This window comes from Xanthocytophaga flava (assembly GCF_030068545.1).
Lineage (GTDB): Bacteria > Bacteroidota > Bacteroidia > Cytophagales > 172606-1 > Xanthocytophaga > Xanthocytophaga flava.
The window spans coordinates 26142-41616 of sequence record NZ_JASJOR010000038.1 but is presented as its reverse complement, the minus strand read 5'-3'; the positions used below and the strand labels follow the sequence as shown (position 1 = coordinate 41616).

Here is a 15475-nt window from a genome sequence, read left to right as displayed (position 1 = left end):
TGCTGTAGAATGTATTTGAAATACTTACTCACTATTAATTCACAATTTTATGGCAGAGATATCCAGTACTAAAAATTCCCGTATGAAATCCGTTCGGATTGATATGACTCCAATGGTTGATCTGGCTTTTTTACTTGTAACTTTTTTTATGTTAACTACTACTCTTTCAAAGCCAACTTTAATGAACTTGACTATGCCTGAAAAATCAGAAGATCCGGTGGAAACTTCAGAGAGAGTTACCACCACTTTGGTTTTGGATAAAAATAATCAGTTATACTACTATCAGGGAGCAGAGGATCCTCAGGTTTTTAAAACAGATTACTCTGCCAGCGGTTTGCGCAAACTAGCGCTGGAAATGGTCAAGAAAGGAGCTGCAATCCACAAAGATGCCATCTTTATTATCAAACCAACAGACCAGGCATCTTATCAGAATGTTGTGGATGTGTTGGATGAGATGACAATTACCAATGTAAAGGTGTATGCTGTTCAGAAATTATACCCACAGGAGGTTGCATTGATTGATCAATACAAAGCGAAACATAATATCCAGTAGATGTCAATAAAAAAACGGATGTGCCCTTAGTATAAGTTGCACATCCGTTTTATAAAAAGTAATCTATATTCTATGCTGTTACTTTGATAGAAGCAGGAGGGAACTTGGCTAGTTGTTCTTTGTAAAGTTCAACGCTCAGTAAACCTTCTGGTAAAATCACATCATCAAAAGTAAGAACCTTATCTTTTGGAAGGTCTGTTTTCAAAATAGCACCTTCTGCAAGACCAATCGGCAATAGATTTTCCGCACGAGCTATATCATAATTTTCAGCTAAGCCATACGTCATATATTCTCCTAGTCCATCTAACTTTTCTCCAGATTTCAAATCTATTTTAGCTGTAGTTACAACTTCTACTGTTGGTGTGCCAATAGGAGCAAGATTTGCATCATTGAAAAGTACAGCCCGTGCCACTGTATTGTGAATTTCAAAATGGCACAAGTGATATGGAGTATAGAAGCAGTAAAGTGGTCCTTCTCCTAACTTGTACAAATTCAGGTAATGACGCATGGTTGGGTGTTCGTGTGTACCCAAAACAAAAACACCCGGACCCGGAGCTGCACCCACTACATAATCTACAATTCCAGGACCAGCCAGCCACTCATCCAGATCATATAATTCAGGGAATAGTTTGGTTGTTTTCTCAATTGGAGTTCCTGCTTCCATTGTTGGGCCAAACATACCACGTTTGCCGACTTTCATTCCTGTTGCATTGGCAACACAAGCTTGTTCGTAAGAGATTTTGGTTCCATCTGCAAATGAGGTTACCATGGCAGGATTTTGTCCCCATTTTTCTGCAAATCCTTTTTGTGTTGTAGGATTGCGGTATGGATCATGTAATCCTTTGATATTACCCAAAAGTACCGGACGCACACCAATTCCTTTTACAAACCGGTAAAGGTTCATGATTACACCTGGCTGATCTCCATCTGCTACTGTATAAACAACACCTGCTTTGTCTGCATACGTTTTCAGGATGGAACCGATTGTTCCATCAACTTCCGCATTCATCAAAATGACATGCTTGCCGTTTTTGATAGCATGCATTACAACCCTGGCACCGTATTCAATATGACCAGTAACTTCCATCACCGCATCTACCTGACCTGCTTCACATAAAAGAAATGGGTTGTCTGTTACTGAAAACTTTTTACGGGATATTGCTTCTTCCAACTGTGCAGTAGTACCTACTTCTACAATATCAGATTCAGCAATTCCTGCCTCACGATAAGCTCGTTTGGCAGTTTCCAATGTACGGTTGGAAATAGCTACCAGCTCCATTCCTTTTACAAACTGGCAGATTTGCAACGCAATACCTCTGGCCATAAATCCGGCACCTACCATAGCCACCCGAATAGGATTTCCTTCGCTATGTCTTTTTTCTAATGCACTATCAACAATAATCATACAGAGAATTTTATGGTTAAGACATTACACTTGATTTCTTAAAGACCCACTGATTTAGCCTACAGGTGTTAAAAGCGCTTCAGTATAATCAGCCCAAGCTGCATCTTTGGCCGAAATAACTGTTGGAGTTATAGGCAGTTGGATGCCAAACGCCGGATCATTCCAGCGAAGACCTCCTTCAGCACCAGGAGTGTAGAATTGAGTAACCTGATATGTTACTTCTGTCTCATCTTCTAAAGTTACAAAACCATGTGCAAAGTCTTCAGGTACATATAGCATTTTGTGGTTTTTCTCAGTTAGCTCAACTGCAATCCACTTTTTGTAGGTAGGGGAGGCCGGACGAAGATCGATAATCACATCCAGAATAGCTCCTTTTGTACAACGTACCAGTTTTGTTTCCTGATGAGGAGCCCGTTGAAAGTGCATTCCCCGAAAAGTACCTTTTACTTTATTATAGGAAACATTGGTTTGTACTACATTACCGTTCAGTCCATGTTCTTCCATTTCGCGTTTACACCATGAACGGCCAAAAAAACCACGTTCGTCCTCTAATTTCTTAATTTCTAAAATAAAGGCCCCTTTAAGTTCTGTTTCTGTGAATATCATTAGCTGCGTAAGTTGGTTTATAGGTTGGTTTGCTTTAGAGTACAGATACAGGGAGTTTTACATCTGAGAAATATAAAACTCCCTATGGTGTCACTAATTATTTTGCCCAGACAAGTTGACTGTCAATTAATTGCTTGTCCTGGAGTGTGTTCAGTACTTTTAAGCGCATTAGTTGAGAGTTACGGAAGTTGCCATCTGCAAAGCCCATTGCTTCCAGATTTTCTTTCAGTTCCTCAATGGTGTCTATCAATGTTCTTTTTACCTGGTGATTAGGTGCCAGCTTTGCGTACAAATCAAAGTTTACACGATAAGAACGTTTGTCTGGAGGTGCTTCCTGGTTTATCGATACCTGTGTACCTGGTATAATCTGTGCTACTGCTTCTGCAATTTCTTTTACCTGATAATTCCAGACATTACTGCCTGTATTAATTGCTAAAAATTCACCTCCATTAGAAGCTGGACGTTCAATTGCCCATTCAATAGCAATTGCCATATCTTTTACGTTAATCAATGGTCTCCATGGTGTACCATCACTTAGTATCGTGATTTGTTTAGAAGTTACAGCACCTGCAACAAAATCATTTAAAACTAAGTCCAAACGAAGACGGTTACTCATACCACATGCTGTCGCAAAACGTAGACATGTAATTGTAAAGTTACTGTCTGCCAGCGGTTTAAGATCGCGTTCTGTGAATATTTTAGAACGAGCATAGGCTGTTAACGGATTTAATTCAGAATCTTCTGTTTTCGCACCTTCTCCACCTGCACCATATACACTGCAACTAGATGCAAATATAAATGATTTAACACCTGCTGCTTTTGCTTTTTCAGCCAGCGCAATGCTCGATTTATGGTTTACATCAATCGTTACCTCTTCATATTTGTTGCCCATTGGATCGTTAGAAACTGCTGCCAAATGGACAACCGCATCTACACCTTCCAGAATAGAAGCCGGAACGTTACGGATATCACCAAATAATTGTTCATCCAGTTTGCTTTCAGGTAGGAAATCGGCATTGGTTAAACAATTGGCAAAGTATGCCATATCATATCCAATCAATGTCGCTTGAGGAAATACACTACGTAGATGTGCTACTACTCCAGGACCTACATAGCCCATATTTCCAGTAATGAGGATTTTCATGTAAAGTAGATTGTTAGTAAAATTTGAATGATTGAACAGGTATTATGAATTGCTATATATATAATAGACAACTATTGCCACACTTTCCAAGGTGCTTTCTTCTGATGCCACATTTCTTCCAGTACAACTTTATCACGGAGGGTGTCCATTGGTTGCCAGAAACCTGTGTGGCGATAAGCTTGCAGTTGACCATCTTCTGCTAATTTTTCCATAGGCTCACGTTCCCAGATTGTTGTATCATCTTTCAGATACTTAAAGATGCCGGGTTCCAATACAAAGAAACCTCCATTGATCCACGGAGCACCACCATCACCTGTTGGTTTTTCTTTAAATGAGTGAATAGAGGTGTCTTCATCTGTTAGTGTAAATGCACCAAAACGACCAGGTTGCTGAACAGCTGTTAATGTAGCTAGTTTGTTTCCTTTCTTATGATATTCAACCAGTTCAGTGATATTTACATTACTTACACCATCACCATAGGTAAGGCAAAAACTACTATTACCTACATATTCCTCCACCCGTTTCAAACGACCTCCTGTCATTGTGTCTTCTCCTGTATCTACTAATGTAACCTTCCATGACTCTTTGGGAGTTCTATGGATAGACATAGTATTGGTACGCAGGTCAAAGGTAACATCAGAGTTTAACAGATAATAATCTGCAAAATAATCTTTTATAATATGTTGCTTGTATCCGCAGCAAATTACAAAATCATTAATTCCATGGTGTGAATAAATTTTAAGAATGTGCCAAAGAATAGGTTTGCCACCAATTTCAACCATAGGTTTTGGACGGATACCACTTTCTTCGCTGATACGAGTACCAAATCCACCAGCAAAAATAACTGCTTTCATAAGGGAATAGTTGTAAAGATGAGGTAGGGGTTTATGAAAAAAACTAAAATAAATTCAAAAAAAGTCGTACAATTCCCCTAATCTTCTACTTACCAACTTCACAGCTAGAGGAAAAGATTTTACTAGTACAGTAACCAATAGTATATTAATTAAGGACGATTTCTTTTTTCTCAGAATTAAACCGTTGCAAAGCCATTTCTGCGACTGTTTTTCCTATCGAAAGAGAGGACGTGGCAGCAGGAGAGGGAGCATTACAAACATTTATGATATGCTTATCTTCTAAAATCATGAAATCATCGATCAAACCACCTGTTCGGTCGCAAGCTTGTGCCCGTACTCCAGCATTTCCTGGAATGAGATCATTTTCCTGAATTTCAGGGATAAGTTTTTGGAGTGCTTTTGTAAAAGCTGCTTTGGAAAAAGAACGGTAATATTCTCCCAAACCGGTACGCCAGTATTTGGCTGCTACCTTACGGAATCCTGGCCATGCAATTGACTCTGAAAAATCACTCCAGTTAAAGTCTGTTTTTTTATATCCTTCCCGTTTAAACGAAAATACAGCATTTGGACCAGCTTCAACTCCACCTTTGACCATACGTGTGAAGTGAACACCCAGAAATGGGAAATTAGGATCAGGAACGGGATAGATAAGTCCTTTCACCAGGTATTCTTTCTCTTTCTTTATTTCGTAATACTCTCCTCGGAAGGGGATAATCCGGACATTGATATTTTTGTGAGTGAGAGCTGCAATCTTGTCAGAGAATAGGCCAGCACAGTTGATAACCAACTTAGTCTCAAAGGTTTGTTTATCTGTAATTACTTCTGTTGAAGTGCTTCCAGGTTTAATATCCAGTACTTTTTGTTCATGCAGAATTTCGCCTCCTAGCTTTTTGAAAACTTCTGCATATTTATAAGATACGTCTGTATAGTCAATGATGCCTGTGTAAGGAACCCAGATTCCTGAAATGCCACTACAGTGTGGTTCATGTTCCCGAATCTCTTCCTGTGAAATTTTTCGGATATCTGTAAGTCCGTTTTGAATACCGCGATTATAGATATTTTCCAGTGCAGGAAGTTCTTCCTGGCTTGTTGCTACTATAATCTTGCCACACAGGTCAAATTTTATATCATTCTCTCTGCAGAACTCAAGTAGTTCATTGTACCCATTGATACAATTAGTGGCTTTTAGACTACCAGGTTTATAGTAGATGCCCGAATGGATCACCCCACTATTATTACCTGTCTGATGTTTGGCTAATTGCTTTTCTTTTTCAAGAAGAATAATTTTTAGGTCAGGTTTGTTTTTCTTTAGACGAAGTGCTGTAGCTAATCCTACAATTCCTCCTCCTACAACAAGAATGTCATATTTCATCGTATAGTAAATTAATTGTTTCTATGCTGGTTGGATATAGTCCGAGGTACAACCACGCAACTTTATAGGCCAGTATGCAAATGAATTTTTACAAGTCCGAATTTACTACTATGTATGATAATTACAAGTATTGATACGGGTAGCAATTGAAATGTAATTTATGGCCGTTTACTTTTCTTTAGTTGTATAATGACTATATATGTAAACATGAGTAATTGATATGAATAGATAAGTATTTGTTTTTCAGTCGTATATTTTTTGTTTTGTTTGTTTATATTACTTTTTTATTGTATTATTTTTATTTATTATTTGATTTATCTGGAGTAAACAGATGGTGAATTTCCTGAAAAAATAGTAAACGCTGCCTCAAAAAAATCTTGTTTTTGGAGAAGTAGGACTTGCAAGTTTTCATAGAGTCTTCTATGTTTTGGCTACCAGTGTACTCATTAACTGGTAGCGATATTTCATTAGTTACTTTGTCTGCCATCTCTACATTTCTATAATAACTCTGCACATTTCTATAATAACTCTGCTAGGGTTTTATGTTGTGTCGGTACAACGTGTATTCGCTGTAAGCTATTGATTACTAGTTTATTGGTTTATTTAAGGCTTTTCACGTGAAAACTTTTTCTGTGGTTATAGTTATAATTATGTTAAGTGTTGATTTGATTGATTTTTTGGATAATATATGGATAAGTAATGGATAATAATAGGATTCGTTAGGATGTAAAGATTTTCGATACAGTGTTATACAAATAGAATCGTTATTTACATGGAATAGTTGTACTTATGTTATATTTTTGTCGTTTTTGAGACGCTTTTTTTCTGGCTATGTGTTTAATTGCAAATAGTTCTGTCTTGATAATATTCTATAGTAAGTAAAAAATAATGAAAGATATGAGAATTGCTATTCTGGATTTGTATGATGGATCAGCCAATGAAGGAATACGGTGTATAAAAGAATTAATGTTATCTTTTGCTCAAACTACTACTGTAGATGTTTCTTTTACTATTTTTGATGTAAGACAGAAAAACGAAATACCTGATCTGAGTTATGATCTGTATATTTCTACAGGTGGTCCAGGTAGTCCTGTTGAAAGTGAAGGGACAGAATGGGAGCTTTTGTTTTTTGAATTGATGAATAACCTTCGTGATTACAACAGAAGATTTCCTGAACATAAAAAATACGTTTTTCTGATAAGCCATTCCTTTCAGATTTTCTGTCGATATTTTGAATTAGGTGTTCTCACTCAGCGTAAATCACATGCCTTCGGTATTTTTCCTGTGCATCGTACTGTTCATGGACTTCAGGAATTATACTTTGAAAATCTGGATGATCCATTTTGGGTAGTAGATAGCCGAGACTGGCAAGTAACACAGATTAATGAAATAAAACTGAAAGAGTGGGGTGGGCAGATTCTCTGTTATGAAAAGCTAAGACCTCTTATTGATCTGGAGCGGGCTGTAATGGCTATTCGTTTCGATGAAGCTTTCTTTGGAACGCAATTTCACCCTGAGATTGATGCGGCTGGTATGTTGCGTCACCTGGATACAAAAGATAAAAGAGAGATTATTATTGCCAACTATGGAATTGATAAGTATCATGAAATGATACGTTATCTGGCAGATCCGGATAAAATAGCATTTACTTATCAGACAATCCTACCTACATTTTTACGAATAGCCCTTCCTCATTCTATTGAATTGTGATATGATCTGAGGAAATATTTGTATTTCCATTCGTTTCACTTACTTTTGGCATTGTCAACTTTAGGGGTGTCAGTATTTTTACTGACTGAGATCAAACCCTCACAACCTGATACCGTTCATACGGTCGTAGGAAAAAGTTGGATGCGGTTTTGTCATCCCCTGAGTTGTTATTTTGGACAAATAAACGGAATAACATGCAACTCAATCCGCATCAAATCTGGCGTGATATCCAGGCCATTCGGTCTGCCCAACCTTTAATACATAATATTACCAACTTTGTGGTTATGAATACTACTGCCAATGCTTTACTGGCAATAGGTGCATCTCCAGCGATGGTGCATGCAACAGAAGAAGTGGAAGAGTTTGTTTCCATTTCACAGGCATTGGTTGTTAATATAGGTACACTGGATGCCAATTTTGTGGGTGGAATGGAATTGGCAATGAAACAGGCACATAAACTGAATAAGCCCATTGTATTTGATCCGGTAGGAGTGGGGGCTACGTCTTATCGGAATCAAGTCAGCACTCAATTAATCCAAGATACACCACCTTCTGTCATTCGTGGAAACGCTTCAGAGATAATGGCTCTAGCCGGACTGGATGCTCAAACAAAGGGCGTGGATAGTATTTATGGGTCTGAAGCTGCTCTGAATGCTGCTTATTTTTTAAGCAAGAAGTATAACTCTACAGTTGTTATCAGTGGGGCCACCGATTTTATTATATATCAGGATAATATAGTATCCATTGCAAACGGACATCCCCTTATGTCTAAGGTGACTGGAATGGGATGCACTGCTACTGCATTGATTGGGGCATTTGTCGCTATTAATCCAAATTACTTTGAAGCTGCTGCTCATGCAATGGCTGTTATGGGAATAAGTGGGGAAATTGCAGCAGAGAAAAATCCATATCCTGGCAGTCTTCAGGTTAATTTCTTGGATACGCTGTATAAGTTAACAGGAGACGATATTCTGTATCGTTTGCAAGTTACCTCATAAATAGGGAAGTGTATTCCTGTGGTTATATCAATTATTATGTTAACTTACTATTTGGGTACTATTATAGTATAGCCAGGGGAGAATAAAGTATGTCAAAATTATATTTAGTGACAGATAGTCTTATTTGTCAACAGGCAGGACACAATGTTGAATATGTGGTCGAGCAAGCGTGTAAGGCTGGTGTAAATTGGGTTCAGTTACGGGAAAAAGATTTGTCAACAGAAGATTTTATTGCCTTGGCTCATAAGGTGTTGGCTATTACCCGAATGTATAATGCTAAACTGATCATCAATGATCGAGTAGAGGTTGCTGTGGCGGTTGATGCAGATGGGGTACATATTGGACAAGAGGATATGTCTTATACCCAGGCAAGACAGCTAATGGGTTATACAAAAATTATTGGTTTGTCTGTTAACAATCTGCCTGAGCTAACTACTGCCAATGCTCTGGATGTAGATTATGTAGGGATTGCGTCTATCTTTTCGACAACTACAAAACTGGACACAACTTCTGAACTTGGTGTTGAGGGGTTAAGAAGTTTGTGTACACAAACCAAACATAGTACATACGCTATTGGGGGGATTAATCAGACAAATATTCAACAAGTTATCCAAACGGGAGTAACTGGAGTTGCCGTTGTCTCTGCCATTTGTGGAACCGCGTCTCCGTATGATGCAACACGAACTTTAATTCAACTTATCGAAAACGCATGAAAAGCTATAAACGTGTATTGACAATTGCTGGTTCAGACAGTGGAGGAGGTGCAGGCATTCAGGCTGATTTGAAAACGTTTGCTGCATTGGGGTGTTATGGGATGTCTGTTATCACTGCATTAACTGCTCAAAATACCCAATCAGTAAGTGCTATCTCTTCTGTATCTGCTGATTTTGTTGTTGCACAACTGGAAGCCGTTTTGACAGATATTGGTACAGATGCTGTGAAAATAGGAATGATTCATCGTGCCGATATTATTGAAGCGATTGCCGAAACGTTACAGGGATACCGAGTTAGAAATATTGTGCTGGACCCTGTTATGGTTGCTAAAAGTGGTGACAAGCTACTACAGGATGAGGCGATTGAAAGCCTAAAAAGATATTTACTTCCTATCGCAACTGTTATTACTCCTAACTTACCCGAAGCTGCTGTATTGACAGGTAAGAATATTCAGAATATAACAGAAATGAAAGAGTCGGTTATTGAACTGGCTCAGTTAACTCAGGGATATATTTTATTGAAAGGCGGACATCTGGAAGGCAATGAAAGTGTTGATATTTTATATCATGCACAAACTGACCAGTTAAGCACGCTTACCTCGGAACGTGTCCATACTGTTAATTCTCATGGGACGGGCTGTACTCTTTCGTCTGCGATTGCAGCTGGGCTGGCAAACGGATTATCTGTATCTGAGGCTGTTGTTGCAGCTAAGGAATATCTGACAAATGCATTGAAAGCGGGTGCTGAATATACACTCGGATCAGGACATGGTCCGGTGCATCATTTCTTTTCATACTGGACATAAAACAATTTTTAGCTATTGAAGTTCTCTCACATGCTTCATAGTAAACTCTTTTATTCTCTTAGTTTTATATGAGTACTTTTTCGGAAAGTCTTTGGAATAATAATCTGGATATTTATAATTTTATAATTAATGATGATTTTATCCGAGAGTTATCCGATGGTTTTTTGCCAGAGGAGAAGTTTCGGTATTATATCCAGCAGGATGCTCTGTATCTGGCTGATTTTGGCAAAGCTTTAGCTCTATTGGCTGTTAAAGCTACTGATCAGTCGCACATGTTACAATTCCTTCAGTTTGCTCAGGGGGCAGTAATCGTAGAAAAAGCCTTACACGAAAATTATTTTCGTTTATATAACATTACAGGGGCTCCAGAAAAGATGCCTGGGTGCTTTGCCTATACTCATTTCTTAGTATCCACTACTGCTATTCAGCCATTGGAAGTTGGAGTGGCCGCCGTATTGCCTTGTTTCTGGATTTACCGGGAAGTGGGAAAGTATATACTGAAACATGCTGCTACTCCTAATCCTTATCAGCAATGGATTGATACCTATGCCGGAGATGAATTTGATACCCTGGTTACCCAAATGCTGGAAATTACCAATACTTTGGCAGCTCAAACAACAGATAGCCTCAGAGCCCAAATGCAGGAGGTTTTCAGGTTCTCCTGTAGAATGGAATGGACCTTCTGGAATGATGCCTATGTACTCAATGCCTGGAAGCCTGTCTGAGGTCTTCTTAAGGGCTTCTGAGCTTGTTAAAAAGACTCCTCCCACAAAATCCTGCCACAAAAGGTTGAATAGGTGATTTTGGAGGGATCTTGTGAAGCAGTAAGGACATAGATTACAGAAGCAATTCTTACGTGGCCTAAAGCTATCCAGTGAAGTAATAAAACCAAACGCTATGGGTATTGGGTCAAGGAAAGATGCTTTCTACAAGAAGCGGGGTAAACGTGGAAAGATAGGGGAAGGATTGGGGATAGATGTAACTACCTGACAATGAGACGGGGTGAGATGGGTCGTTTTTTTGGCCTGAAACACTTCCAGAAGATAAAGAAAAAAGAGGAAACAGAGAGCTATATATACTATAAATAGAATATAATATTTATATATATAATATAGAGAGAATCTTACCTCTCTTACCCCGCCTCATTGTCAGGTACTTAATCTTACCCCAGATATTACCCACATCCTACCCCGTCTTACCCCAAAAGAGAGAAAGTACAGTTTGAAGTGCTAAAAACACAATTATCTGAATCGTGGATAGGGGATACATCCTCTAAACCAAACAAAATCAATTGCCCTCCAAAATGCCCCTCTGTGTTTCACCTACACCATATCTGCCTTTGGTGTGGTCGTGACTGCCTCATGAGTGTGCCTAGCTTACCACAAACCTGGTTTGAGATATATCCGATATTGTAAGTACGCCGCCAATCGCCCATAATGCTATCTTTTTAATCTGTGACATCCGTGATTCAGACAATCCTTGTGCATAGTTCTATGCAAGCAAAGTGTTGCAGTGAGTTCCGCTCAAAAAAAGTTTTGCCGTGAATAAAGCGCAAGGCTTCCCGTGCCGTGAGTTATGCGCACGACTCTGCTTGCCTTGAATTCTGCACAAAATGGAAAACGATCGGAACTCTTATCAAAATGAAAAGTGATTGGAGTTAACCGCAAACACCTCGCTGATTGGCTTGGCTGCTTTGCCCTTGCTAAAAAACGGGATGCAGTGAACTATGCGCAAAGAGGGTAATAGGGGAGGTCTAGCAGTCCTCAACAATGCCAGGCGAGGTGGTGGACACCTGGTAGTTTTGAACTCAATTTATTTATCCAGATAGATGCAAAAAGTTTATCTAGTGTGTCAATACGTTAGAGTCTGCAATAACAATGTGCCAGAATCGAGTTGTTTTAAGTTATTATCCAAATTAATTTTTCATTATCCTGGATAGCGTTATCCGTTTCATGTGTGTTATGTTTTTGGATAATTAAGCTAAACTGCTTAATTCATATCAATTGCTTGGATCGTATCATTCCCGATCTAGTATCTTGGTTAGGTACATATCAACCTTTCTTTTGGTAATAAGCTTGCTGATATAAAAGAACAAGATGATCTTTAATACAAATACCATCGTAATTAATGAAACAGAAATATGTACATTCTTAAAGCCCAGCATACCATACACAGCCTGTAAGGCTGCATATAGATAAAATAGAGGAATAAAGAAAACTCTGGCAGATGGTGATGTATTGAAGAAATGTGAACTGAGTTTGCCAAAAAACATAGACATGGCAATTGAGGTAAATAATGAATAGATCAGGGTAGGCAGATTTTGAAAGTCTCCCAGATATACTAATCTGTCGCATAGAGATAGTATAAACAAAAGAACAGATACGATCAGAATTACTTTCATAACCGACAGAAAGAATTGATTACGAGAAGGATGTTGTTCTGTTGCTATACTTTCGGTATCCAGAATAAAATAAAGATAAAAGTATAAGACCGGGCCAATCAGATTCAGCAAGTCTGCAACAATCCAGGATATTCCTTTGAATTGAAGATAATGGTTTTTAAGATTGTCAAGAACGGCTGCATTGCCTTGTAACTGAGCTATTTCTATATCTCCTAACATGCCTGACTCTATACTCCATTTGAGGGCAAACCATAAATAAAGAAAAAACAAACTAATCCATATTCCAATCCACCCACTCTGAAACTGCTCCAGTGTCGTCTTTATGATACTGCTTGCTAGATTGTCTACATACTTTTTTCCTCCCAGGTCTTCATCATAATAGTAAATCATAATCAATACCAGAATGATCAGGCTTTGAATCAGTGAGGCAATAGAAAGGCTAAGATAGTATCCCTTCTGATGAGTCTCTATGATTTGGTCAGGTGGTGACAAAAAAGAAAGATATCCACCCTGTATACAAAAATATAGAACTACTCCTATCACAAAGACCAGACTTAGAGTTGAAAGTGCAAGAAGTAGCACCTGCCTTATCGAACAAAAGTTAATCCCAAAAAGGACAAATTCTTTGGGTGTAAGCTCTGAGTGTTTGGTGGCAGATGGGTGAATGGTATAATAATCTGAAAGGAATTTGTGCCAGGTACGTCCACTTTTGGCTCCTTCTTTAAATTCGGATAGTCCACCAACAGGCATTTGATAATATTCACAGCAGTAGGCTTCTAATAATTCAATGCCAGGATAATTACTGATTGGAACAGAGCTTTCAGCAATAGCATCCGGAAAATATTCTGTGTTTCGGATGCCATTAAAAATATCTTCGAATCTTTTGGAATCAAACTCGCCGGTATATAACCCATAGTTGTTTGCAATGTATTGACGAAATTGTTTTCTGTTTTCAATGAGGTTCTTATCCTCTCGTAAAGAGACATGGAATTTTTTTTGCCAGATAGTATCCAGCAGGTGATAGTAAGCAGGTAGTTCTTTTACTTTAACAACAGGCATAAGGCGTTATAATGTCAAACCAACAGATAGGTAATGTGTCAATAAAAAATAGGCATTTAGTGTATTTGTCCAAATCTACTGAAAACTATCAGGAAAAAAGCCAAATAAAATAGTAATAGCCTTTGGTTGCTAAACTTAGAAATACTGTGCTAGGGTATACGGCCGATCAAGTATATATTGAACTAGGGGAAAAAGAGGTATTAACTTCTAAACTATTCATACCTGTGTTGGATTCATGCCCACAAAGTTAGACCAACTTTCTCCTCGTTTGTCTGGAGTCGGTTGGTCAGATCGGGTATGGGGTTAGATGTGTATTTTGCAGCCAGGCAGCCATGTGTGCAACTGAGCCTTCGTTTTTGGGCTGATCGGGTTACCTGACAGAAAAAGGGCCTTCAACGATTGCAACCGGCTGATTTCCGGCGGCAGTTCGCTCAGCTGGTTCCGCGAAAGATACAGGTTCTCTAGCTGGGTTAGCTGGCCGATTTCGGGTGGTAGTCGTTTGAGTTGGTTCAAATTCAGCGTCAAGGTAGTGAGTTGGGTCAAATTACCGATTTCCAGTGGTAGTTGGGTAATCCCACTTTGAGAGGCACTCAGTGAATGGAGCTGGGTCAGTTTGCCGATCCAGGGGAAGTCACCGAACGGATTGCCTGAAAGATCTAGTTCCTGCAACTGACTCAGGTTTGCAATTTGCTCTGGCAATTCGGTCAGTTGGTTGTTGTCCACCGACAGTTTCTGCAATGCCGATAGCTTTCCGATCTCGGGCGGAAGGACACGTATCCGGTTATAGCCTAGGCTTAGTTCTGTCAGCAAGGGCAGACTGAACAATGTGGAGGGTAGTTCGGTTAACCGATTCCGCCACACCGACAGCGATGTCAGGCGGGTGAGCTGTCCGATTTCCTCTGGTAGTTTTTCCAGATTGTTTGACGAAAGCCCAAGCTTAGTTAGTCCAGTCAGCTTACCAATCGTTTCTGGCAGGCTTTCCAACTGGTTTTCGAACAGATGCAAGGTGTTCAGTTTGGTCAGCTTGCCGATGCTAGTGGGCAAGCTGGTAAGTTTATTCTCAAACACTTGAAGCAAAGTCAGGTTTTGCAGCTTGCCAATCGTTTCTGGCAGGCTTTCCAACTGGTTGCGGATCAGCTGTAAGGTGTTCAGTTCGGTGAGTTCTCCGATTTGCGGGGGCAGGTGGCGTAATTGGTTACACGATAGCTCTAGTTCCTGCAGCCGGGTTAGGTTTCCGATTTGTTCAGGGACGGATACGAGTTGGTTCAGCGAAGCGCTCAGGCTTCGGAGCTGGGTCAGGTTTGCAATTTGCTCTGGCAATTCGGCCAGTTGGTTGTTGTCCACCGACAGTTCCTGCAGTGCCGATAGCTTTCCGATCTCGGGCGGAAGGACACGGATTCGGTTGTGGCTCAGGTTTAGCGTGACCAGCCGGGCAAGCATTTGCAGTTGTGGCGGAACGACGGCTTTCTTTTTGTCAAACAGATCCAGAGTTTGAGTGGTATTCAGTTCTAGCAGTAGTTGGGCTGTATCCTGGGGCTTCTTTTCCGGGTAAACCCACTTATAAATCAGCTTGGCGTCATTGAGCCAGGAACGGATGCCTATTTTCTGGGATTTGGCTTGGGCTAGTCCCTGATGGATGTTTTCCAGGGAGTCGGATTGCAGCAAAGCATACAATGAGTTGTTTGTGATCAATGACATGAAATCAGGTGGATGAATCAGTTATGTTAGAATGGTTAAAAAAGCCAACAGTAGGAAATCACCGGTTGTAGGTGTCCTTGTTGGATAATGTCCGATTCATATTGTTGCAAAGGCTACAGACTTACGGACAAAAACGGCAGCAATGTAGGCAAAATC

The 15475-nt window shown here is 39.6% G+C and carries 13 protein-coding genes and 1 riboswitch; of the genes, 6 read left to right on the top strand and 7 right to left on the bottom strand.

All coding sequences use genetic code 11. From position 1 onward, the window contains the following. The first annotated feature begins 49 nt into the window (after positions 1 to 49). Positions 50 to 553, top strand: coding sequence for an ExbD/TolR family protein (locus QNI15_RS34085; protein WP_313993163.1), 504 nt, complete (start codon positions 50 to 52; stop codon positions 551 to 553). A 70-nt stretch (positions 554 to 623) separates the two neighbouring features. On the opposite strand, the gene QNI15_RS34080 is transcribed toward QNI15_RS34085, so the two are convergent. The 5 genes from QNI15_RS34080 to lhgO all read right to left on the bottom strand — a co-directional run bounded on the left by QNI15_RS34080 (position 624) and on the right by lhgO (position 5934). Next, positions 624 to 1958 (bottom strand): NAD(P)H-dependent oxidoreductase, encoded by a 1335-nt coding sequence (locus tag QNI15_RS34080; RefSeq protein ID WP_313993166.1) that lies wholly within the window; start codon positions 1956 to 1958, stop codon positions 624 to 626. A gap of 54 nt (positions 1959 to 2012) precedes the next feature. Next, a complete protein-coding gene (gene rfbC / locus QNI15_RS34075) occupies positions 2013 to 2564 on the bottom strand; it encodes a dTDP-4-dehydrorhamnose 3,5-epimerase (RefSeq protein ID WP_313993169.1) in 552 nt (183 codons plus the stop codon). A 97-nt stretch (positions 2565 to 2661) separates the two neighbouring features. Continuing rightward, positions 2662 to 3708: an NAD-dependent epimerase/dehydratase family protein gene (locus QNI15_RS34070; protein ID WP_313984575.1), complete on the bottom strand. Its 1047-nt coding sequence runs from the start codon at positions 3706 to 3708 to the stop codon at positions 2662 to 2664. Between the two features lie 71 nt (positions 3709 to 3779). Next, positions 3780 to 4562 carry a glucose-1-phosphate cytidylyltransferase gene (gene rfbF, locus QNI15_RS34065; protein ID WP_313984576.1) on the bottom strand — a complete coding sequence of 261 codons (783 nt, stop codon included), beginning with the start codon at positions 4560 to 4562 and terminating at the stop codon, positions 3780 to 3782. A 145-nt stretch (positions 4563 to 4707) separates the two neighbouring features. Then, positions 4708 to 5934 (bottom strand): L-2-hydroxyglutarate oxidase, encoded by a 1227-nt coding sequence (gene lhgO / locus QNI15_RS34060; protein ID WP_314036321.1) that lies wholly within the window; start codon positions 5932 to 5934, stop codon positions 4708 to 4710. Between the two features lie 897 nt (positions 5935 to 6831). On the opposite strand from lhgO, the gene QNI15_RS34055 reads away from it, so the two are divergent. From QNI15_RS34055 to tenA, 5 genes are all read left to right on the top strand, one after another. After that, entirely contained in the window at positions 6832 to 7644 is an 813-nt protein-coding gene (locus QNI15_RS34055; protein ID WP_313984580.1) for a glutamine amidotransferase-related protein, read from the top strand. 52 nt (positions 7645 to 7696) lie between these two features. After that, positions 7697 to 7794: riboswitch (TPP riboswitch) on the top strand. A 44-nt stretch (positions 7795 to 7838) separates the two neighbouring features. After that, entirely contained in the window at positions 7839 to 8642 is an 804-nt protein-coding gene (gene thiM, locus QNI15_RS34050; RefSeq protein ID WP_314036320.1) for a hydroxyethylthiazole kinase, read from the top strand. An 89-nt stretch (positions 8643 to 8731) separates the two neighbouring features. After that, positions 8732 to 9355, top strand: a complete 624-nt coding sequence (gene thiE, locus QNI15_RS34045) for a thiamine phosphate synthase (protein WP_314036319.1) — start codon at positions 8732 to 8734, stop codon at positions 9353 to 9355. Beyond that, on the top strand, positions 9352 to 10161 hold the full coding sequence (gene thiD / locus QNI15_RS34040; RefSeq protein WP_314036318.1) for a bifunctional hydroxymethylpyrimidine kinase/phosphomethylpyrimidine kinase: 810 nt from the start codon (positions 9352 to 9354) through the stop codon (positions 10159 to 10161). Before thiE ends, thiD begins: the two co-directional genes overlap by 4 nt. Positions 10162 to 10229: 68 nt before the next feature. Beyond that, positions 10230 to 10886, top strand: a complete 657-nt coding sequence (gene tenA, locus QNI15_RS34035) for a thiaminase II (protein WP_314036316.1) — start codon at positions 10230 to 10232, stop codon at positions 10884 to 10886. Positions 10887 to 12178: 1292 nt separating this feature from the next. Here the strand turns inward: tenA and QNI15_RS34030 are convergent. Both QNI15_RS34030 and QNI15_RS34025 read right to left on the bottom strand, forming a co-directional pair. Beyond that, complete coding sequence (locus QNI15_RS34030; protein ID WP_314036314.1) at positions 12179 to 13621, bottom strand: hypothetical protein; 1443 nt, start codon at positions 13619 to 13621, stop codon at positions 12179 to 12181. A gap of 303 nt (positions 13622 to 13924) precedes the next feature. Continuing rightward, positions 13925 to 15319 carry a leucine-rich repeat domain-containing protein gene (locus QNI15_RS34025; RefSeq protein WP_314036312.1) on the bottom strand — a complete coding sequence of 465 codons (1395 nt, stop codon included), beginning with the start codon at positions 15317 to 15319 and terminating at the stop codon, positions 13925 to 13927. Positions 15320 to 15475 lie beyond the last annotated feature (156 nt).